Origin of the sequence: Limnohabitans sp. Rim28, from assembly GCF_000293865.2 — a bacterium.
Lineage (GTDB): Bacteria > Pseudomonadota > Gammaproteobacteria > Burkholderiales > Burkholderiaceae_C > Limnohabitans_A.
Genome location: NZ_ALKN02000003.1, coordinates 81492 through 103390, shown reverse-complemented (window position 1 = coordinate 103390; position 21899 = coordinate 81492). Strand labels below are relative to the sequence as shown.

The 21899-nt window shown below is 59.6% G+C and carries 20 protein-coding genes and 1 tRNA gene; 7 read left to right on the top strand and 14 right to left on the bottom strand.

What is annotated here, in order from left to right; all coding sequences use genetic code 11:
* Positions 1-65: 65 nt before the first annotated feature.
* The gene (locus B472_RS04825; protein WP_019425834.1) at positions 66-488 is read right to left on the bottom strand and encodes a rubrerythrin family protein; all 423 of its coding nucleotides are present in this window, start codon (positions 486-488) and stop codon (positions 66-68) included.
* 269 nt (positions 489-757) lie between these two features.
* On the opposite strand from B472_RS04825, the gene B472_RS04820 reads away from it, so the two are divergent.
* Positions 758-3775: a valine--tRNA ligase gene (locus B472_RS04820; RefSeq protein WP_019425832.1), complete on the top strand. Its 3018-nt coding sequence runs from the start codon at positions 758-760 to the stop codon at positions 3773-3775.
* 26 nt (positions 3776-3801) lie between these two features.
* Positions 3802-4680 carry a UTP--glucose-1-phosphate uridylyltransferase GalU gene (gene galU, locus B472_RS04815; RefSeq protein ID WP_019425831.1) on the top strand — a complete coding sequence of 293 codons (879 nt, stop codon included), beginning with the start codon at positions 3802-3804 and terminating at the stop codon, positions 4678-4680.
* Positions 4681-4698: 18 nt separating this feature from the next.
* On the opposite strand, the gene B472_RS04810 is transcribed toward galU, so the two are convergent.
* Genes B472_RS04810 through cysM form a run of 3 tightly spaced genes read right to left on the bottom strand, consistent with a single transcriptional unit; the run spans position 4699 to position 6416 of the window.
* Positions 4699-4926 (bottom strand): sulfurtransferase TusA family protein, encoded by a 228-nt coding sequence (locus B472_RS04810; protein ID WP_026039323.1) that lies wholly within the window; start codon positions 4924-4926, stop codon positions 4699-4701.
* Positions 4926-5483: an NUDIX domain-containing protein gene (locus B472_RS04805; RefSeq protein WP_026039322.1), complete on the bottom strand. Its 558-nt coding sequence runs from the start codon at positions 5481-5483 to the stop codon at positions 4926-4928. Before B472_RS04805 ends, B472_RS04810 begins: the two co-directional genes overlap by 1 nt.
* 30 nt (positions 5484-5513) lie before the next feature.
* Complete coding sequence (gene cysM, locus B472_RS04800) at positions 5514-6416, bottom strand: cysteine synthase CysM (protein WP_019425828.1); 903 nt, start codon at positions 6414-6416, stop codon at positions 5514-5516.
* 273 nt (positions 6417-6689) lie between these two features.
* Between cysM and B472_RS04795 the strand changes: the two genes are divergently transcribed.
* From B472_RS04795 to B472_RS04785, 3 genes are all read left to right on the top strand, one after another.
* The gene (locus B472_RS04795; protein WP_019425827.1) at positions 6690-8510 is read left to right on the top strand and encodes an Ig-like domain-containing protein; all 1821 of its coding nucleotides are present in this window, start codon (positions 6690-6692) and stop codon (positions 8508-8510) included.
* A 45-nt stretch (positions 8511-8555) separates the two neighbouring features.
* Positions 8556-9218 (top strand): outer membrane beta-barrel protein, encoded by a 663-nt coding sequence (locus B472_RS04790; protein ID WP_019425826.1) that lies wholly within the window; start codon positions 8556-8558, stop codon positions 9216-9218.
* 36 nt (positions 9219-9254) lie between these two features.
* Positions 9255-9339: transfer RNA gene (locus B472_RS04785), tRNA-Leu, on the top strand.
* Positions 9340-9421: 82 nt separating this feature from the next.
* Here B472_RS04785 and B472_RS04780 read toward each other — a convergent pair.
* The 3 genes from B472_RS04780 to B472_RS04770 form a co-directional block, all read right to left on the bottom strand.
* Positions 9422-10141 carry an aldolase gene (locus B472_RS04780; protein ID WP_019425825.1) on the bottom strand — a complete coding sequence of 240 codons (720 nt, stop codon included), beginning with the start codon at positions 10139-10141 and terminating at the stop codon, positions 9422-9424.
* Positions 10142-10213: 72 nt separating this feature from the next.
* A complete protein-coding gene (locus B472_RS04775) occupies positions 10214-10615 on the bottom strand; it encodes an RNA-binding S4 domain-containing protein (protein ID WP_019425824.1) in 402 nt (133 codons plus the stop codon).
* A complete protein-coding gene (locus B472_RS04770) occupies positions 10612-11574 on the bottom strand; it encodes an SDR family oxidoreductase (RefSeq protein WP_026039321.1) in 963 nt (320 codons plus the stop codon). Before B472_RS04770 ends, B472_RS04775 begins: the two co-directional genes overlap by 4 nt.
* Before the next feature lie 47 nt (positions 11575-11621).
* On the opposite strand from B472_RS04770, the gene B472_RS04765 reads away from it, so the two are divergent.
* Positions 11622-12662 (top strand): CDP-6-deoxy-delta-3,4-glucoseen reductase, encoded by a 1041-nt coding sequence (locus B472_RS04765; RefSeq protein WP_019425822.1) that lies wholly within the window; start codon positions 11622-11624, stop codon positions 12660-12662.
* A gap of 22 nt (positions 12663-12684) precedes the next feature.
* The gene (locus B472_RS04760; protein ID WP_019425821.1) at positions 12685-13650 is read left to right on the top strand and encodes a tripartite tricarboxylate transporter substrate binding protein; all 966 of its coding nucleotides are present in this window, start codon (positions 12685-12687) and stop codon (positions 13648-13650) included.
* 67 nt (positions 13651-13717) lie between these two features.
* Here the strand turns inward: B472_RS04760 and B472_RS04755 are convergent, their stop codons facing one another.
* From B472_RS04755 to B472_RS04725, 7 genes are all read right to left on the bottom strand, one after another.
* Entirely contained in the window at positions 13718-14434 is a 717-nt protein-coding gene (locus tag B472_RS04755; RefSeq protein ID WP_019425820.1) for an ABC transporter ATP-binding protein, read from the bottom strand.
* Position 14435: 1 nt separating this feature from the next.
* Positions 14436-15221: an ABC transporter ATP-binding protein gene (locus B472_RS04750; RefSeq protein ID WP_026039320.1), complete on the bottom strand. Its 786-nt coding sequence runs from the start codon at positions 15219-15221 to the stop codon at positions 14436-14438.
* 11 nt (positions 15222-15232) lie between these two features.
* Positions 15233-16315 (bottom strand): ABC transporter ATP-binding protein, encoded by a 1083-nt coding sequence (locus B472_RS04745; protein WP_040505801.1) that lies wholly within the window; start codon positions 16313-16315, stop codon positions 15233-15235.
* Positions 16316-16332: 17 nt separating this feature from the next.
* Positions 16333-17262, bottom strand: coding sequence for a branched-chain amino acid ABC transporter permease (locus B472_RS04740; protein ID WP_019425817.1), 930 nt, complete (start codon positions 17260-17262; stop codon positions 16333-16335).
* Between the two features lie 187 nt (positions 17263-17449).
* Positions 17450-18748: a replication-associated recombination protein A gene (locus B472_RS04735; RefSeq protein ID WP_019425816.1), complete on the bottom strand. Its 1299-nt coding sequence runs from the start codon at positions 18746-18748 to the stop codon at positions 17450-17452.
* 16 nt (positions 18749-18764) lie between these two features.
* Positions 18765-19460 carry an outer membrane lipoprotein chaperone LolA gene (gene lolA / locus B472_RS04730; RefSeq protein WP_019425815.1) on the bottom strand — a complete coding sequence of 232 codons (696 nt, stop codon included), beginning with the start codon at positions 19458-19460 and terminating at the stop codon, positions 18765-18767.
* On the bottom strand, positions 19457-21856 hold the full coding sequence (locus B472_RS04725; RefSeq protein ID WP_019425814.1) for a DNA translocase FtsK: 2400 nt from the start codon (positions 21854-21856) through the stop codon (positions 19457-19459). Before B472_RS04725 ends, lolA begins: the two co-directional genes overlap by 4 nt.
* Positions 21857-21899 lie beyond the last annotated feature (43 nt).

Sequence of the window (21899 nt, the reverse complement as noted above, 5' to 3'; positions counted from 1 at the left end):
AGCCAGAACCCTGAGAAAAACCCGCTGCACTTTTCAGCACAGCGGGCTGACGAAACAGGGGGGAATCAATCCACCAGTTCGTTCAAAGCTTTCTGGTAACGGTTGGCGTGTGAACGCTCAGCCTTGGCCAGGGTCTCGAACCAGTCAGCGACTTCGTCGAAACCTTCTTCGCGAGCGGTCTTGGCCATGCCAGGGTACATGTCGGTGTACTCGTGGGTTTCGCCAGCCACAGCAGATGCCAGGTTCTCGCGTGTCGAGCCAATGGGCATGCCTGTTGCTGGGTCGCCGGATTGCTCCAGAAACTCCAGGTGACCGTGGGCGTGACCGGTTTCACCTTCGGCGGTGGAACGGAACAGGGCTGCCACGTCGTTCTGACCTTCAACGTCAGCTTTGTTCGCGAAATACAAATAACGACGGTTGGCCTGTGATTCGCCTGCGAAGGCGTCTTTCAGGCATTGTTCCGTGCGCGAGCCTTTGAGTGCTGCCATGGATATCTCCTTGTGGATTTTGAGTGGATTGCCCTGGCAGGATCGCCAGAGAACCGGAAGATTAGCTTCAAACCTCTGAAGCGACCAATAAATTGATTTAATTCAATTGATTGATCCAGGCTATTAACCTGTGCTGACAACGCAGCACCATCGCCGAGGCCCTGAATGCCCCCACCCGGGACGGCTCGTTAAAATCGACAGGTCGGACGCACCCTGTCCCCTTCAGCACCTGCTGAGTTGCTGCTTTCATTTTTAAGAAGACCCCCGCCATGAGCAACGCCCCCGCCAGTCCGGTCCACCAGCCCGGCCTTGAGAGCCTGTCCAAATCGTTTGAACCCGCCACACTCGAAGCCCATTGGGGCCCCGAATGGGAAAAGCGCGGCTACGGTGTGGCCGGTTTCCGGGGGACGCAAGCGCCAAAGGAAGGCGCCCCGGCATTTGCCATCCAACTGCCACCGCCGAACGTGACGGGTACTTTGCACATGGGCCACGCCTTCAACCAGACCATCATGGACTCGTTGACCCGTTACCACCGCATGTTGGGGCACAACACGGCTTGGATACCGGGCACAGACCATGCGGGCATTGCCACGCAAATCGTGGTGGAGCGCCAGCTTCAGGCCCAAGGCATCAGCCGCCACGACATGGGTCCGACACCAGCCGAAGCCCGCAAGAACTTTGTGAGCAAGGTTTGGGCGTGGAAAGAAGAGTCCGGCAGCACCATCACCCGCCAAATGCGCCGCATGGGCGACAGCGTGGACTGGAGCCGCGAATACTTCACGATGGACCCCAAGTTGTCCCAAACCGTGACCGAAACTTTTGTGCAGCTCTACCAACAAGGCCTGATCTACCGTGGCAAACGCCTGGTCAACTGGGACCCGGTGCTCATGAGCGCGGTGTCCGATTTGGAAGTTGAAAGCGCCGAAGAAGAAGGCTCGATGTGGCACATCCGCTATGACTTGGCCGATGGCAGTGGTTCGTTGACCGTGGCCACCACCCGCCCTGAGACCCTGCTGGGCGACGTGGCCGTGATGGTGCACCCTGAAGACGAGCGCTACCAACACCTGATTGGCCAACAGGTCAACTTGCCCTTGTGCAACCGCACGATCCCCGTGATCGCCGACGACTACGTGGACAAAGACTTCGGCACAGGCGTGGTCAAGGTCACACCCGCGCACGACACCAACGACTACCAAGTCGGCCAGCGACACAAGCTGGAGATGATCTGCGTGCTGAACTTGGACGCCACGATCAACACCAACGCCCCCGAGAAATACCAAGGCCTCGACCGCTTCGTGGCCCGCAAAGCCGTGGTGGCAGACCTCGAAGCGGCAGGCGCTTTGGTCGAAGTGAAGAAGCACAAACTCATGGTGCCGCGCTGCGCCCGCACGGGCCAAGTGATTGAGCCCATGCTGACCGACCAATGGTTTGTCGCCATGAACCAAGTGGGTCAAGGCGATGCCACCGGCAAAAGCATTGCGCAAAAGGCCATTGACGCCGTTCAATCCGGCGAAGTCAAGTTTGTGCCCGAAAACTGGGTCAACACCTACAACCAGTGGATGAACAACATTCAGGACTGGTGCATCTCACGCCAACTGTGGTGGGGCCATCAGATTCCCGCTTGGTACGACGAAGACGGCAAGGTCTATGTGGCCCGCAACGAAGCCGAGGCGCAAGCCCAAGCTGACAAGTTATCGCCCGGCAAAACGCTCAAGCGCGATGAAGACGTGCTCGATACCTGGTACTCCTCAGCATTGGTGCCGTTCAGCACCATGGGTTGGAACAGCGACGCAGCAGGCGAGCGTGCCGGGACCGGACGCAGCGACATGGCGAGCGAAGCGAGTAGGAGCAAGACCGGTTCCGGCACGCTCGCCAGCGGAACCAACGACAACAACAGCCAAAGCGATTACGACCTCTACCTCCCCAGCAGCGTGCTGGTCACAGGCTACGACATCATCTTCTTCTGGGTCGCCCGGATGATCATGATGACCACACACTTCACCGGCAAAGTCCCCTTCAAACACGTCTACATCCACGGCCTGGTGCTCGACGCCCAAGGCAAGAAGATGAGCAAGTCCGAAGGCAACGTGCTCGACCCGGTGGACCTCATCGACGGCATCACTTTGGAGCCTCTGCTCGACAAGCGGACCCAAGGTTTGCGCAAACCCGAGACGGCCCCCAAGGTTCGCAAGCAAACCGAAAAAGAATTCCCCGAAGGCATTCCGGCCTATGGCGCGGACGCGCTGCGCTTCACCTTTGCAGCACTCGCCAGCCTGGGCCGCAGCATCAACTTTGACAGCAAGCGCTGCGAGGGTTACCGCAACTTTTGCAACAAGCTGTGGAACGCCACCCGCTTTGTGCTGATGAACTGCGAGGGCCAAGACTGCGGCCTGAAAGAACACACCAAAGCCGAATGCGAAGTGGGCGGTCCGGCGCATGGCTACTTGGCGTTCAGCCAGGCCGACCGCTGGATCAGCTCACAACTGCAGCGGGTCGAAGCCGACGTGGCCAAAGGCTTTGCCGAATACCGCCTGGACAACGTGGCCAACACGATTTATGACTTTGTGTGGAACGAGTTCTGCGACTGGTACCTCGAAATCGCCAAGGTGCAGATCAACACCGGCAACGATGCCCAACAACGCGCCACCCGCCGCACCCTGATCCGCACCTTAGAGACCATCATGCGCTTGGCGCACCCCATCATCCCGTTCATCACCGAAGAACTCTGGCAAAAAGTGTCGGTGGTCGCGGGCCGTGCGGGCGAATCGGTCAGCATCGCGGCCTACCCCGTGAGCCAGCCCGAACGCATCGACGCAGCCGCTGAAGCCCATGTGGCCAAGCTCAAAACCTTGGTGGACGCCTGCCGCAACCTGCGCGGCGAAATGAACGTCTCACCCGCCACCCGCATGCCCCTGTATGTGCTGGGCGACACCGCCTTCATGCAGAGCGTGGCGCCTGTGCTGCAGTCGCTGGCCAAGCTCAGCGAAGTCAAGGTCTTTGAGGCCGAAGCCGAATGGATCGCTGCCGCACAAGCCGCGCCTGTGGCCGTGGTAGGCGAGGCTCGCCTTTGCCTGTTCATCGAAGTGGATGCAGCCGCAGAAAAAATTCGCCTGACCAAAGAAGCCGCTCGCTTGGAAGGCGAAATCACCAAGGCGAACGCCAAGCTCGGCAACGAGGCCTTTGTGGCCAAAGCACCGCCAGCGGTGCTCGACGAAACCAGAAAGCGCGTGGCCGACTTCGGTGCCACGCTCGACAAAATCCGCCAGCAACTGCAACGTCTGGGCTGAAGCCCTGGGTGAACAAGGAATCGACCATGAGCCACAACGTCATCCGCAAAGCCGTGTTCCCCGTCGCGGGCCTGGGCACCCGCTTTTTGCCTGCCACCAAAGCCGCGCCCAAAGAGATGCTGCCGGTGGTGGACAAACCGCTGATTCAATATGCGGTGGAAGAAGCCTATGCGGCCGGTGTGCGCCACATGATCTTTGTCACGGGCCGCAGCAAGCGTGCCATCGAAGACCACTTTGACACCGCCTACGAACTCGAAAACGAACTCGAAGCCGCGCACAAAGACGAGTTGTTGGCCTTGGTTCGATCTGTGCAGCCCGATGACATGGTCTGCGCCTATGTGCGCCAAAACCGCATGCTGGGGCTGGGCCACGCGGTGCTGTGCGCCGAGCCGCTGGTCGGCAATGAGCCTTTTGCCGTGCTGTTGGCCGATGACCTCATGGTCAACCAGGGGCCATCCATCTTGTCCCAAATGGTTGACGCCTATACCAAGCAAGGCCGTTCTGTGTTGGCGGTGCAAGAAGTGCCTCTCGACCAGGTCAAGCGTTACGGCATCGTCGCTGGCGAATCGGCAGACAAACAGCTCATCCGTGTTGAGCAAATTGTGGAAAAACCCAGCCCCGACAAAGCGCCCTCACGCATGGGTGTGGCCGGCCGCTACATTTTGACGCCAGGCATTTTTGACGAGATCCGCAACCAGCCCACCGGCGTGGGGGGCGAGATCCAATTGACAGATGCGATTGCCCGCCTGTTGCAACGTGAGGCGGTTTACGCCTTTCAGTACCAAGGTAAGCGCTACGACTGCGGCAGCAAGGAAGGTTTTCTGGAAGCCACAGTGGAGCTGGCTTTGCAGCACCCGCAAGTGGGGGCGTCGTTCCGCGAATACCTCAAGGGCCTGAGTCTGTAACAGCGCAGCGCAGTTTTGTCATCGGCGTTTGAGGGCAAACACAAACGCCGTGTCGGTCTTTTCCTGCAGCAGCAAATCATTGCCGGTTTGCCGCGCAAACGCCTCGAAATCTCGCCAGGCTCCAGGGTCGGTCGCCGTCACTTTGAGCACCTGACCGCTGCTCATCTCGTTCAAGGCCTTCTTGGCTTTCAAAATGGGCAAGGGGCAGTTCAGGCCACTGGTATCAATTTCTTTGTCGATGTGCATCATGTGTCCTGATTCGCTTCCTGGCTCTGCGCGGCTCGCTCTTCCCATGTCATGAACTTGGGCTCGATGCCGATGGTGCGCAACCAGTCGCCCAAGGCGTAGCCAGTGCCTGCAGGCCAGCAAATCAAATCCTGAAAATCGAACATCTTGTACTCGGCCAATTCGGGCGACAAACGCACCTCGCCTTCGGCCACCGCATGGTAGGCAATGATCACTTGGTTCATGCGCTGGAAGTCGTACACGCCGATCAGCTTCAGGGCAGACACCTTGAGATTGGTTTCTTCGGCAATTTCTCGCTGGATGCCGTCCTCAGGGGTCTCGCCGGCCTCCATGAAGCCCGTGATCAATGCAAAGCGCCGACCTGGCCAAGCGGCATTGCGGGCCAACAAAATTTGGTCACCCACTTGCACGATGCCCGCCAACACAGGCGTCGGATTGTTCCAGTGGGTGAAGTCACAAGCGGTGCAACGCAGGCGCATGGTCTCGCCACTGTCCTCCATCTGCGAGAGCCAGGCCAAAGGACTGGCACACATCGGACAAAAACGGTATTCAGCCATGAAATCAAGCCTTCAATACAAAAGAACCGGTCAAGCGGGAAAGACGCCCGTCGACAAATAACGGTCGCCGCGATCGCACACAATGAAAACGATGGTGGCGTTTTGCGCCGTCTTGGCCACTTGCTGGGCCACCCAGCACGCCCCTGCAGCTGAAATGCCCGCAAAAATACCCTCGGTCCGCGCCATCTGACGGCAAGTTTCCTCGGCATCGCTTTGACTGACATACATCAGCTCGTCCACATGGCTCGGGTCGTAGATTTTGGGCAGGTATTCCTGCGGCCACTTGCGGATACCCGGAATACGCGATCCTTCACTGGGCTGGGCACCGATGATGCGAATCGCTGGGTTCTTTTCTTTCAAAAACCGCGACACACCTGTGATGGTTCCGGTCGTGCCCATGGCGCTGACAAAGTGGGTGACTTTGCCGCCGGTTTGCGCCCAGATCTCGGGCCCAGTGGTTTCGTAATGGATGCGCGGGTTATCGGCATTGGCAAATTGGTCAAGGATGCGCCCCTTGCCTTGCGCGGCCATGTTATCGGCCAAATCGCGGGCATATTCCATACCACCGCTCTTGGGCGTCAAGATCAGCTCCGCACCAAACGCCTTCATGGTCTGAGCGCGTTCAATCGACAAATCCTCGGGCATGATCAAAATCATGCGGTAACCCTTGATGGCCGCAGCCATGGCCAGCGCAATGCCAGTGTTGCCCGATGTGGCCTCAATCAAGGTGTCACCCGGCTTGATCTCGCCACGCTCTTCGGCCCGACGAATCATCGACAAAGCGGGCCTGTCCTTCACGGAACCAGCCGGGTTGTTGCCCTCCAGCTTGCCCAAAATCACATTAGAACGCGCAGCGCAGTCTGCGGCCCCCAAACGCTGCAAAGCCACCAAGGGGGTTTTGCCGATCGCATCTTCAATGGTTGGATAAATCATGGCCGTACTTTGCCATAAGTTGAACGCCCCTGATGGCAGTGAGCCCGTCTGAAACGACCGTAGAAACCCGACGCCTGATACCCCGACGGCAAATCACAAGGCCCGCCCACTGTGCCTCAACACACTGAAGCCATTGCGGCCTTCACACAGACTGAACAGTCGATCCGACGGCAACCAGCCGAGCTGCTGCGCCAAGGCGGGGGGCAGCTTGAAGCAGGGACCGAACCGACCAACCACCTCTGACTTTGCAGAGCATTGAGACAGGAGCCACCCATGCGCACTTTCACACTTTGCTCCCGCACCATCCCTTGGTGGCTGGCCCTGACGTTCAGTCTTCTCATGGCCGCATGCGGCGGCAGCAAAGACCCCATTTTGGGCTTGAGTCCCATCACATCGCAGCCCCCGAGCGTATCGGCCACAGCGCCTTTGGCGAGCAATCCGGCGGTCACAGGCGTGGCCACCAACACGCTCGTCACAGTCACCTTCAACAAACCCATGAACCCCGGCAGCCTGAACACCGACACGTTCACTCTGCAATGTCCAGCAGGCACGGCCACGAGCGGCAGCGTGGGTTACGACACCGCCAGCCGCGTCGCCACCTTGACCCCATCCACCATCTTGCCAACCGGCACCCGCTGTACCGCCACCGTGACCACCGGTGCACAAGACACCAACGGCGTGGCCCTGCCCGCCAACTTCACTTGGACCTTTGACACCGGCGCCAACAGTGACATCACGCCACCCACCGTGACGCAGCAAGTGCCCGCCCAAGGCGCCGTGGCAGCCTCTAACACACAGGTGAGCGTGACTTTCAGCGAAGAAATGACCCCATCCAGCCTGAACGCCAACAGCTTCGCGCTCAAAAGCAGCGCTGACAACACACCCGTACCAGGCACTTTGAGCTATGCCGTGGGCGCACGCACAGCCACCTTCACACCCACCAACCTCTTGGCCAACAACACCGCTTTCACCGCCACCATCAGCAGCGCGGCAACCGACTTGGCAGGCAACCCCTTGGTTGCACCCACTGTCTGGACCTTCAGCACCGCTGAGGCACTCGACACCACCGTCCCCACGGTCACGCTGGTCAATCCGGCTGAAGACAGTTTGGCCATTTGCACCAACAAAACTGTGAACGTCACCTTCAGCGAATCCATGGCGCCCTTGAGCTTGACCACCAGCACCTTGACTTTGGCGCCATCCAGCACCTTGGGGTCACCTGTCACCGCAGTGGTCACCTACGATGCACTGACCCGCATTGCATCGATCAAGCCCAGCACCAACCTGACCGCCTCCACGGCGTATACCGCCACGGTCTTGAGCGGCACCCAAGGCGCCAAAGACCTGGCGGGCAATGCCCTGCAGGCCGACAAGGTGTGGCGCTTTACGACGGGCGTGGGTGAATGCCAAAGCCCTGTGGCTTTGGGTTCGGCATCCAATTTCGCCATCTTGGCGTCTGCGGCCATCACCAACATTCCCACCTCAAGCATCACCGGCGATGTGGGCCTGACACCCGACACAGGGGCCAACATCACCGGTTTCAGCGCGCCTCTGACTTGCCCTGAAGTGGTGGGCCGCTTGTATGCGGTCGACAGCTCAGGCTCCGCCTGTGCGCTGGTAGATGCCGTGTTGCTGAGCAATGCCAAAACCGATGCCTTGGCAGCATTTGTCAACGCCACAGGGGCAGCACGCGGCACGCCAACCCCCATCAGCACCAACTTGGAAGGCCTCACCTTTTATCCCGGTCTGTACGAATCGCTGACCAGCATTGATCTGTCGGTCGGCGGCGTCCTGACATTGGACGCTCAAGGTGACCCCAACGCCGTGTTTGTGATCCGCAGCGCCACAACCATCAATGCCCTGTCGACCAGCCAAGTGGTGCTCAGCGGTGGGGCCAAAGCCCACAACGTCTTTTGGTCGGCCGGCAGCGCCATCACCTTGGGCGCCAACTCGGTCATGAAAGGCTCTTTGCTCGCCAGCACAGCCATCACGCTGCAAACCGGCGCGCAACTGGAAGGCCGCGCCCTCAACCAAGGTGCAGCCGCAGCGGCCATCACCTGCGATGCCTGCACGATCACCGTCCCCAGCCCTTGAGCCACCTGATCTTCAACCCCTGCACCACGCCCAATTGGAGAAAAAATGAACCCCTACGCCCGCCTCCCCACAACCTTGTTTTGGGCACTGGCCTTGTTGGCCAGCTCAGAACTTTCCGCGCAAGGCCTCACCCCCAACACAAGCATGTACATGGGTCTGGGCACGGGCGATTCCAAAGCCCGCATCGACGGCGGCCGCATTCAAAATGGCTTACGCAATGAAGGCCTGAGCACCAACGGCCTGACCGAAGACAAGGACGACATCGGCTACAAAGTTTATTTGGGTTTTCCCATCCACCCCAACTGGGCCGTGGAAACCGGCTACTTTGACTTGGGGCGTTTTGGCTTCAGTGCCGATACCACGCCTCTGGGCAGCCAGACGGGCTCAGCCCGCATCCGAGGCTTGAACCTGGACCTGGTCGGCACCTTACCCGTCACTGATCGCTGGTCAGTGATGGGTCGTGTGGGTGCAGCCTATGCGCAAACCCAAGATCATTTCAGCGGTACGGGCGCCGTGCTGGTGACCGACCCCTCGCCCAGCCGGCGAGAAATCAACTACAAATTTGGCTTTGGCACGCAATACGCTTTCACCCCCGCCCTGAGCATACGGCTAGAGGCCGAACGCTACCGCGTGAACGATGCGGTCGGCAGCCACGGCGATGTAGACCTCTACACCTTGGGTTTGGTGTACCGGTCTGTGGGGCCTTGAAAAAAATATGTCATAATCCAGCTCTTCACAAATACCGCCCGGGTGGTGAAATTGGTAGACTCAGGGGACTCAAAATCCCCCGCCGCAAGGCGTGCCGGTTCGAGTCCGGCCCCGGGCACCATCTCCGGAAACCCAGCATCCATGCGGGTTCCAAGCGAATCAAGGCCAACCTTCACGGGTTGGCCTTTTTTCTTGGCTTTAGATCAACCCATCATCCTTCGCAAGCTCTCAAAAAAGAGCTCGGACTGAAGCCGCTCACCATTGATCTGTTCCGCAACCCGCGCTGCCAGCGCCGTGTTCACGGGCGTCAACGGCACACCGGTCGAAGCCGCCAGCACCTGCGCTTGGCAGGCACGCTCCAGGTAGTACAAGTCGTCGTAAGCGTAGTCCACCCGTTCACCGCAGACGATGACACCGTGGTTGCCCAAAAACACCACATCCGCGCCTTGCATGGCATGGGCGATGCGCTCACCCTCGGTCATGTCCAGAGCCAGACCGTTGTAATGCGCGTCCACCGCCAAGCGGCCATGAAAGCGCATGGCGGTCTGCGACAGCGTGGTGTCCAATGCACGCGCCGCGGTCAAGGTCAGCGCCATGGCATGCGGCATGTGGGTGTGCAGCACGACAGACTTGCGTGCAATGCGATGCACCGCCGCATGAATGAACATGGCGGTGGGCTCTACGGGGTGACGGCCTGCCAGCTGCTCGCCAGCCGCGTTGCACATCACGATGTCGGCCGCTTGCACCTCGCTCCAATGCAGGCCACGCGGGTTGAGCAAAAACCAGTCGTCACGGCCAGGCACCGCCACGCTGAAGTGGTTGCACACGCCCTCGCTCAGGCCCTGATGGGCGGCCGCACGCAAGGCCAGCGCCAGATCTGTGCGCAGTGGCAAAAGGTCTTCAAAAGTTTCGTTGGCTTGCAAGGTGTACCTCCAGATTCAATCGGGTGGGTGGCTGCGCAGAACGCGTTGGGTGTGCTGACGCCAGCATGGGTTTCAGTCGATCCCCGCGCTCCAGCGGTTGTCCCAGGTTTTTTCAATCTGCCGCCGGTCACGTTTGGTGGGACGGCCTTGCTCGATGCTGAGCGCAGGCTCACGGGCCAGGCGGTTTTGCTCGGCGGCTTTTTGTCGGGCTTCTATGCTCTCTGGCGTTTCTGAGTACAGCAACTGCGCCACCGGGGCCGGGCCGCGCACGCCACTCAGGCCCTGCACCAATACGGTTCGCTGGACTGTGCCCTGACGCAGGCATACGGTATCGCCAACTTTGACCTCTTTGCTGGGTTTAGCGTCTTGCCCATTGACCTGCACGCGATTTTTGCCAATCTCTTCACTGGCCAAGCTGCGCGTTTTATAAAACCGGGCGGCCCACAGCCATTTGTCGATGCGCAATGCGTTCATCTGGCCTCCGCAAACAAGGCGCTTTGTGGACTCAGGCCATCGCGCACATGCGGGTAATGCAACTGCATGTTCAGTTCCCGTTTCATGCGGGTGTTGTCGATGCGCCGCGATTCGCTCATGAAGCTCAGCAGCATCAAGGGCAGTGCGGTGTTGGCGTCATGGCGTGAAATTCGGGGGGGCTTGGGCAAGCCAAACAGGCTGGCGGCCAGATCGAAGTAGTCGCCCATTTTCAAATCGGTGTCGTCGGTGACGTTGACCACGCGCTGGGGCTTGCCCCGCCACAGTGCGGCGGCGCAGGCTCGGGCCAGGTCGTTGGCATGGATGTGGTTGGTGTACACATCTTCTTTGGCCACCAAAACCGGCGTGCCGCGAAGCAAGCGTTCACGCGGGGTGCCCCCTTCGCGGTCGGGGGCATAAATGCCAGGGATGCGCAAAATGCTCACGCGCACGCCGCTGCGCCCCAAAAAGCGCATCAGGTTCTCGGCATCGACACGGCGCTGGGCTCGAGGGGTGTGCGGGTTCACGGGTCGCGTTTCGTCCACACGTTGGCCTCCGCAGTCCCCATAAACCCCGGTGGTCGAGCCATAGACCAAGGCTTGTGGGGCCGTGCGCAAACGCAAAGCACGCACCAAAGCCAAGCTGCGCGGGTCGCGATCGGATGCGCGTTGGCGATCGGTGGGGGGCGGTGCCAGATGGATGACCCGGTGCGCGATGCCACCCAAGCGTTTCAAACTGGCTGCATCGTCCAAATTGCCTTGCAAAGGGGTGATGCCACAGGCCCGCAGCAGCCGCACGCGCTCGGGCGAAGAAGTCAGCGCCATGAGACGCATGCCTTGGCTTTTTGGCGCTCCCAACTGCCCTGCGGTGCGCAAGCCCACGTCGCCACAGCCCACAATCAAGACACGCTGGCGGCGAAAACGGGCAGGCAGTGCGCCCAAGGGGGTTTGGTTTGAAGGCAAAATCAGGGTTTCCGGGTCACATTCACGCCCTCTAGGATACCCAAAAGATGAGCTTTCAAATTTCTGTGCAGCCCAGCGGCCGCAGCTTCACGGCCGATGGCACCGAAACCCTGCTGGCCGCTGGCATTCGCCAGGGCATTGGCCTGCCCTATGGTTGCAAGGACGGCGCTTGCGGTTCTTGCAAATGTAAAAAAATCTCGGGCATCGTGGTGCATGGCCCCCATCAGGCCAAAGCCCTGAGCGACGAGGAAGAAGCGCAAGGCTTGGTTTTGACCTGCTGCGCCACTGCGCAAAGCGATGTGGTGCTCGAATCCAAACAAGTGACCGCCGAAGGCGGCCTGCCCGTCAAGAAAATGCCGGTGCGCGTGGTCAGCCTGGACAAAAAATCACACGATGTGATCGTGCTGAAACTGCAACTGCCTGCCAACGACGTGATGAAGTTCCACGCTGGCCAGTACATCGAGTTTTTGTTGCGCGACGGCTCGCGCCGCAGTTACAGCATGGCCAATGCACCGCATACCCTGGAGGTGGCTCCGCCCACCGTGGAACTGCACATTCGCCACATGCCCGGTGGCAAGTTCACCGACCCGGTGTTCAGCACCATGAAAGAAAAAGACATCCTGCGCGCCGAAGGCCCCTACGGCAGCTTTTACCTGCGTGAAGACAGCAACAAGCCCATGGTGCTGCTGGCCTCAGGAACAGGCTTTGCGCCCATCAAGGCACTGATCGAGCACATGCAGCACCGCGGCATCACCCGCCCCGCCACGCTGTACTGGGGCGGCCGCCGCCCAGCCGATTTGTACATGGCCGACTGGATCGAAGCCCGCTTGGCCGAGATGCCCAACCTGCGCTATGTGCCCGTGATCTCGAACGCCGAAGCCGATGACCAGTGGACAGGCCGCACCGGCTTTGTGCACCAGGCGGTGTTGCAGGACTTCCCAGACCTGTCGGCTTACCAGGTCTATGCCTGCGGCGCACCCATCGTGGTGGACTCGGCCAAGCGCGACTATGTGGCGCAAGGCGGTTTGCCTGAGGAAGAGTTCTATGCAGACGCCTTCACCTCAGAGGCTGACAAAGCCCAGGCCTAATTCCCTTTTTCTGGAATCCCTCATGCCGTTGATCAATCGCCGCCAATTCACTGCCGCCTCACTCGCCCTTTCGGTCCCTGCATGGGCTCAAGGCAAAACGATCCGCATCATCGTCCCCTATGCCGCCGGCGGACCCATCGATGTCACGGCCCGGGCTTTGGCCGAACGGGTGAGAGACAGCTTGGGCACAGTGATCATTGAAAATCGACCTGGTGCCGGTGGCAATCTGGGCGCCGACTTGGTGGCCAAAGCCGCACCCGATGGCCTGACCATTGGCATTGCGGCCACGGCCACGCACGCCATCAACCCCTGGCTGTTTGCCAAGATGCCTTACGACGCCAGCCGCGACTTCGCGCCCATCACGCAAATGCTGCGCGTGCCCAATGTGCTGGTGATGAACGCTGAGACCGCGCAGCGCCTGAAGATCAACACCCTGGCCGATTTGGTGGCGTATGCCAAAGTCAACCCCGCCAAGCTCAACTTTGGCTCCGGCGGCAATGGCAGTGCAGGTCACTTGGCTGGCGAGATGTTCAAACGCGCAGCAGGCATTTTTGCGGTGCACATTCCTTACAACGGCGGCAACCCGGCTCAACTGGCCTTGCTGTCGGGGCAGGTCGACTTCAACTTCGACAACCTGGCCACGGCTGCCGCCAACATCAAGGCTGGCCGCCTGAAAGCATTGGCCGTGACCACCGCCCAACGCAGCAGCGCCCTGCCCGATATCCCGAGCATGAGCGAAACACTGAAAGATTTTGAAATCGACACCTGGTGGGGGCTGGTGGCCCCTGCGGCCACGCCCCGAGATGTGGTGGATCGCCTGAACAAGGCTTTTGTGACCGCGCTGCAAGCCCCCGAGACCAAAACACGCTTTGCCCAATTGATGGCCGAACCGGTGGGCAACACGCCTGAGCAATTTGGGGCGTTCATGAAGAAAGAACTGACACGCTACGAGAGCGTGGTCAAAGCCAGTGGGGCACGGGTGGATTGAGCTTGATCTGATCCTGGATGCAAAAAGCCCGGCTTGCCGGGCTTTTTGCTGGGCGGATGGTGGTGACTCATTCGCCCAAATAGGCTGCCCGCACCTTGGGGTCTTCCAGCATGTCCTTGCCCACGCCGGTCATGGTGATCAGACCCGAGTCCATCACGTAACCGCGATCGGCAATGGCCAGCGCGCGGCTGGCGTTTTGCTCCACCAGCAACACCGTGACGCCTTGGGCGTAGACATCGCGCACCACCTCGAAAATCTTGTCCACCATGATGGGCGACAAGCCCATGGAGGGCTCGTCGAGCAGCAAGACTTTGGGACGGCTCATGAGCGCGCGGCCCATGGCCAGCATTTGCTGCTCGCCACCCGACATGGTGCCCGCCAGCTGGTCCTTGCGCTCACGCAGGCGCGGGAAGATGGTGAACATCTTCTCGATGTCGTCCGCAATGCCTTTGGTGTCTGAGCGGATGTAAGCGCCCATTTGCAGGTTTTCGGTGATGGTCATGCGGGTAAAAACACCACGGCCTTCAGGCACCATCGCCAAGCCTTGCCTGACCAAGTCCCAGGGGCCTTGGCCCTGGATGCTTTTGCCCAAGTATTCAATGTCGCCCGCTTGCAGGGGCAAAGTGCCGGTGATGGCTTTCATGGTGGTGGTTTTGCCAGCACCGTTGGAGCCGATCAGGGACACCAGTTCGCCTTCGTGCACGTCCAGGCTCACGCCCTTGACCGCCTGGATGCCGCCGTAGCCCACCTGCAGGTCTTTGACTTTCAAAAGTACTTTGGCCATCTCAGTGCCCTCCCGTGCCCAGATAGGCTTCAATCACTTTTTCGTTTTTCTGCACTTCGGCAGGCGTGCCTTCGGCTATTTGCTTGCCATAGTCGAGCACTGTGACGCGGTCACACAAGCCCATGACCAACTTCACATCGTGCTCGATGAGCAAGATGGTGCGGTTGTCTTTGCGGATCTGATCGATCAACTCGCGCAACTGCACCTTCTCGGTCGCGTTCATGCCGGCTGCAGGCTCGTCCAGCGCGATCAATTGCGGGTCGGTGGCCAAAGCGCGGGCAATCTCCAAGCGGCGTTGGTCCCCATAAGAAAGCGTGCGGGCCTTGTAGTCGGCGTATTTGCCAATGCCCACATAGTCGAGCAGTTCTTGTGCCCTCTGAGCAATGGCCGCTTCCTCGGCTTTGAAGCTGGTTGTGCGGAAAATCGCCCCCAGCAAGCCCGAATGGGTGCGCACATGGCGACCCACCATCACGTTTTCAAGCGCCGTCATTTCGGCGAACAAACGGATGTTTTGGAAGGTGCGGGCAATGCCCGCCTTGGCCACTTCGTGCACCGCAGTGGGCTGGTAGGGTTTGCCCGCCAGCTCAAAGTTGCCGCTGTCGGGGGTGTAAAGGCCCGTGATCACATTGAAGAAGGTGGTTTTGCCTGCACCGTTGGGGCCGATCAGGCCATAGACCTGACCGCGCTGGATGGTGATGCCCACGTCAGACAGGGCCTGCAAACCGCCAAAGCGCTTTGAAATACCAGTGACATGGAGGACGGTGTCTTGGTGGACAGTTTGGCTCATGGTCGGCTCCGTCATTTCGTCTGGAGCGATTTGCCATGCTCAGGCGAAGGCCACAGCCCACGAGGCCGCATCAACATGATCACGATCATGGCCAGTGCCACGAGCAATTGGCGCAGGATGGAAGCATCCAAACGACCACCCGTCATCTCTTGCAAGGGGCCGGCCACGTAACGCAAAACTTCGGGCAAAGCCGACAGCAAAATGGCGCCCAAAATGACGCCGGGCAAATAACCCAAGCCGCCCAACACCACCATGGCGACGATCATCACCGACTCCATCAAACTGAAGGACTCGGGCGAGATGAAGCCCTGGAAACCAGCGAACATCGCACCCGACACGCCACCGAAAGTAGCGCCCATGCCAAAGGCCAAGAGCTTGAGGTTGCGGGTGTTCAGGCCCATGGCTTTGGCGGCGATTTCATCTTCACGAATCGCCATCCAAGCCCGGCCAATGCGCGACACTTCCAACCTGTGAGAGATCAAAATCGTCACCAGCACCAAACTCAGAAACAGGTAGTAGTACAACGTGACAGAGGCGATTTCAAAATCGCCCACCATCAGTTTTTTGCCCAAATTGACACCAAAAATAGAGATGGGGTCGATCTGGTCCAGCCCCTTGGGGCCGTTGGTGATGTTGACGGGGTGGTCCAAGTTGTTGAGGAACACACGGATGATTTCACCAAAGCCCAAAGTCACGATGGCCAGATAGTCGCCCCGCAACTTGAGCGTGGGCGCCCCGAGCAACATGCCGAACAAACCCGCCAAAGCGGCAGCCAAAGGCAAGATCAGCCAGATGGACATGTGCAAGCCACCGGGAAACGTGCTGGCCATGGTGGTGAACGTGTTGATCAGGTGCGGCGAAGACAGCAAGCCGTACATGTAAGCGCCCACCGCAAAAAAGGCCACATAGCCCAAGTCAAGCAAACCGGCGTAGCCCACCACGATGTTCAGACCAATCGCCAACAAGATGTAGAGCAGTGCCATGTCGGCAATGCGCACCCAGGCGTTGCCAAAACTTTGAAGAATGAGCGGCAAGACCAGCAAGCCCACGCCGATCAGGATGTATTGAACGGTTTTGTGGAGGTTCAAGTTCATGTTCATGTTCATCTCCATCAAGCGCGATCGGCCACACGCTCACCCATCAGCCCCGAAGGGCGCAGAGTCAGCACGATGATGAGCACGATGAACGCAAAAATATCGGTGTAGTGGCTGCCCAAAACGCCACCTGTCAGGTAGCCGATGTAGCCCGATCCGATGGCTTCGATCAGGCCCAGCAAGATACCGCCAATGACGGCGCCTGCCAGGTTGCCAATGCCGCCAAACACCGCTGCGGTGAAGGCTTTGAGGCCCGGCAAGAAGCCCATGGCATGCTGCGCCGTGCCGTAGTTGGAGGCGTACATCACACCCGCAATGGCCGCCAAAACCGCCCCAATCACAAAGGTGGCCGAGATCACCATGTCGGGCTTGACGCCCATCAAGGCGGCCACGCGCGGGTTTTCAGATGTGGCCCGCATGGCCCGGCCCAAACGGGTGTAGTTGACCAGCCACATCAAGATGGCCAGCGACACAGCCGTGACGCCCAAAATCATGATTTGGGTGGGCGTGATCACCACGCCACCCATGTTGATGGGCGTGCTGGACAGCAGCGTGGGGTAAGCCTTGTAGTTGGGCTTCCAGATGATCATGGCCAGTGTTTGCAACAAAATGCTCATGCCAATGGCCGTGATCAGGGGCGCCAACTTGGGGCTGTTGCGCAGGGGCCGGTAAGCGACTTTTTCAATGGTGAAGTTGAGCACCGCAGCCACGACACAGGCAATCAAGGTGGCCAAAATCAAAATGACCCAACCCGGCGAGCCGGGCATGGCGTCTTGCATCATGCCGATGGCAGACCAGCTGGTCAGAGCGCCCACCATCAGCACTTCGCCGTGCGCAAAGTTGATCAGGTTGATGATGCCGTACACCATGGTGTAACCCAAAGCCACCAAGGCGTACATGCTGCCCATGACCAGGCCATTGATGACCTGCTGCAAAAAGACGTCCATTGAATCTCTCCGTGTGTTGCGCTGCGCTTAGCAGCCCACTGCGTCGGTTGTTTTTTTTGATCAGACCTCGCCTTTTGGGTGAGCCCTGAGCACTAGCAAAAAACCCGCCAGATCTGTGATGCACCGGGCGGGGTGGCGGGATTGTAGTGAAAGAAATGAGTCCTTCCGAATTCAATCCGGTCAGGACTTACCCTGTGGCTGAATTTTTCTTTCGCAGTTCTTCCAGTTTGTCCGCAATTTTGATCTCTAGGCCCCGCCGAACGGGTCTGTAAAAGCCAGGCTCAGGCATGCCATCGGGCAAATAACGCTCGCCCGCCGCAAAGCCATCGTCCTCGTCATGGGCATAACGGTAACCTTTGCCGTAGTCCAGCTGCTTCATGAGCTGGGTCGGCGCATTGCGCAGGTGCATGGGCACTGGGCGGGTGCCATCTTTTTTCACCCACGCCTTGGCCTCTTTGAATGCTTTGTAGGCCGCATTGGACTTGGGCGCCATGGCCAGGTAAATCACGCACTGCGCCAGCGTCAGCTCACCTTCTGGGCTGCCCAATCGTTCATAGACATCGGCCGCATCCAGCGCCATGCGCAGTGCACGCGGGTCGGCCAGACCGATGTCTTCGCTGGCCATGCGGATCAGGCGACGGGCCATGTAGCGCGGGTCTGCACCGCCATCCAGCATGCGCACAAACCAATACAAGGCGGCATCGGGGTCGGAGCCGCGCACCGATTTGTGCAAGGCGCTGATGGTGTCGTAAAACTGCTCACCGCCTTTGTCGTAGCGCCGCATGCGCTCACCCAACACCCGCATCAACCAAGTGTCTGTGACCGGATCGATGGCCTCTTGCTTGGCGGCCATGGCCAAGGTCTCCAGCGTGTTGAGCAAGCGCCGGGCATCGCCATCGGCGTAGGCCAACAAGCGGGTCAGCGCTTCGGGCTCGATGGCGGGAATCGCCTGGATGGCTTGCGCCCGCACCACGATGTGGCCCAAGTCGTCTTCAGCCAAGGGCTGCAAGACATAAACCGCAGCCCGTGACAGCAAGGCCGAGTTCACCTCGAAGGACGGGTTTTCGGTGGTCGCGCCGATGAAGGTGAACAGGCCGCTTTCCACATGCGGCAAAAACGCGTCCTGCTGGCTTTTGTTGAAGCGGTGCACCTCGTCCACAAACATGATGGTGCGCTGGGGGTGCAAGCCGGTGCGGGCGGCTTCGGCTTTCTCAACCGCTTCTCGAATGTCCTTGATGCCCCCCAACACCGCGCTGATGCTCAAAAACTGTGCATCAAAAGCATCGGCCATCAAACGCGCGATGGTGGTTTTGCCCACACCAGGCGGCCCCCACAAAATGCAACTGTGCGGCTGACCCGACTCGAATGCCAGGCGCAAGGCCATGCCATCGCCGAGCAGGTGTTGCTGCCCGATCACCTCACCCAAGTGGCGCGGGCGCAGACGCTCGGCCAAGGGGGCATGTGGCGGAATGGGGGCGGCTTTCATGGACACCTGGACGGCATCAAGGGCGAATGATGTCGACGCCCGCTGGGGCTTTGAACACAAATTGGCTGGCGGGCAAAGCCGGGTTGAGCTGAAAACCCGCAAAGGTCAGCACCGAGCGCTGGCCCAAGCTGTCTTGCACATCGAGCACGGCCAACTCTGCGCCCGTGGGCGTGGCACGCAAACCCACCATGACCGCGCGGATTTGGCCGTCCTGCGCCACAGGCGTGGCACGCACCCACTCCAAACCATCACGGGCAGGCTCTGGGCTGAACTGAAAGTCCGTTTTGAGGGATTGCAAATCAGCAGCGGAAGTCAACAAGGCCACCGGCGTGGCGCCCAAAACCTGCTGCTGCTTGCGCGCCGTGACTTGGTTCAAGTCCACATCGTGCAGCCACAAGGTTTGACCATCCGCCAACAAGGTTTGCAAAAAGGGCTTGCGGTAATCGAACCGGAATTTACCGGGCCGTTGAAACTCAAAACTGCCGCTGGATGTTTTGCTGCGCGGCGCTTGGCCTGCGCGGCTTGGCGAAGTGACCACCTGGGTGAAATCTGCACGGCCACTGCGGGTTTGTTTGACGAACTGCGCCAACAAGTCAACGCCATCGGCGTAGACGGGCAATGCCAAAGACAAAACCCCCCACGCCATCCAACTCTGGAGACCCAAAACCCAAGCGCTGCGGCGCGTCATCGATTGACTTTTCATGCGAATCATTCAGCCCGGGCGGGCACCAAAATTTCACGCTGGCCGCTACCGCTCATGCTGCTGACCAGGCCCGCTTTTTCCATGTCTTCGACCAAACGGGCAGCGCGGTTGTAACCGATCTTGAGGTGGCGTTGCACCAGCGAGATGCTGGCCTTGCGGTTTTTCAAAACCACCTCAACCGCCTGGTCGTACATCGGGTCTTTTTCACTGTTGTCACCCTCGCCCAGAATGCCGCCGTCGTCGTCTGTGGTGCCGCCTTCAAGCACGCCTTCGATGTAGTCGGGCTCACCCTGGCTTTTCAGGTAGCTGACCACGCGGTGAACTTCTTCGTCACTGACAAAAGCGCCATGAACGCGAATCGGAAAGCCCGTGCCTGAAGGCATGTAAAGCATGTCACCCATGCCCAACAGGGCTTCGGCGCCCATCTGGTCCAAGATGGTGCGGCTGTCGATCTTGCTCGACACCTGAAACGCAATGCGCGTCGGAATATTGGCTTTGATCAAACCTGTGATCACGTCCACGCTGGGGCGCTGGGTGGCCAGTATCAAGTGAATACCCGCTGCGCGGGCCTTTTGGGCCAGACGCGCAATCAGCTCTTCGATTTTCTTGCCCACCACCATCATCAGGTCGGCCAGCTCATCGATCACCACCACGATGTGGGGCAAGCGCTTGAGTGGCTCGGGATCATCAGGCGTCAAGCTGAAGGGGTTGTAGATGAACTCTTCGCGGGCCGTGGCCTCGTCGATTTTCTGGTTGTAACCGGCCAGATTGCGCACGCCCATCTTGCTCATCAGCTTGTAGCGCTTTTCCATCTCGGCCACGCACCAGTTCAGGCCGTGCGCGGCTTGGCGCATGTCGGTCACCACCGGAGCCAGCAGGTGCGGAATGCCTTCATAGACCGACATCTCCAGCATCTTGGGGTCGATCATCAAGAGGCGCACATCACGCGCTTCGGCTTTGTAAAGCAGCGACAAAATCATGGCGTTGATGCCCACCGACTTGCCCGAGCCGGTGGTACCAGCCACCAAGACGTGCGGCATCTTGGCCAGATCGGCCACCACCGGGTTGCCGATGATGTCTTTGCCCAAGCCCATGGTCAACATCGACTTGGCCTCGTTGTACACCTGAGAGCCCAAAATTTCGCTCAGCTTGATGGATTGGCGCTTGGCGTTGGGCAACTCCAGCGCCATGTAGTTCTTGCCCGGAATGGTCTCGATCACCCGGATCGAGACCAAGCTGAGCGAACGCGCCAGGTCTCTGGCAAGGTTCACCACCTGCGCGCCTTTGACGCCCGTGGCGGGTTCGATTTCGTAACGCGTGATCACAGGGCCTGGTGCAGCAGCCACCACGCGCACCTCAACACCAAAATCCTTGAGTTTTTTCTCGATCAGGCGGCTGGTCATTTCCAGCGTTTCGGGTGACACCGTCTCTTGGCGGATGGACAAGCTGTCGAGCAAATCCACTTGGGGCAACTTGCTGTCCGGCAATTCGTTGAAAAGTGGTTTTTGACGCTCTTTGACCACGCGTTCGCTGCGCGGCACTTCGATGACACCGGGCTCAATGACCATGGGGGCTGGGGACTGCGCCATCAAAGGGACGGGCTCCAGATCCAACTGTCCTTCGGGGGCGATGACCGGGTCCAAGTCCCACCGAGGCTCCACCGCCTGCACTGAGAGCGATTTTTCGCGCTCGCGCAAAGCCCGCTGCCCCAAAGCCAAGTCTTCCTGTATTTCGCGCTTGACGTGTCTGGATTGGATCAAGCCATCGATCCGGGCGCCCAGAGCTTCGGCCAGCTCGCCCCAAGAGAAACGAAAAACCCAAGACACACCCAAAACCACCAAGGAGAGACTCAAAACGGCAGCGCCTGTGAACCCCAACCATTGCTCGCTGATCGATCCCATCCAATAGCCCAACACACCACCGCTGTGGCCCGGCAGCAAGGGCTCAAGACGGTACAAACGTGCCCATTCCAAGCTGGCGCTGGCGGCCAGCAACACCAGCAGCCCGGCCCAAAACGTCCAGCGGCTTTGCCGCCAAGCTGAAGGCAAATGGGGGGATTCGTCCTGAGCCGGACCGCGCATCCAGCGGGCAAAACCGGAAAGCCAGACCTGTGCGCCAACCATCAGGCACCACCAAGCCGAAAACCCGAGGCCAAAAAACGCCAGGTCAGACACCCAAGCGCCCGCACGCCCCACCCAATTGCGCAGACCCTCACCATGGCCCGATGTGGACCAAGCGGCGTCGCCCGGGTGATACGTCAACAACGACAGCAGGGCCAAAACAAGCAACACACCACCCAGCAACAAGCCAATTTCTTGCGCAAACCGCGACCAGAACGACGCAGGCGCGTCGGGCTCTCGGCTTCGGGCCGTCGGGTTGATCAGGGTGTGGAGTGAATAGGTCATAAATTAGCCGCCAAGCTTACCCGATCAGGCCTGGATTTCGCCT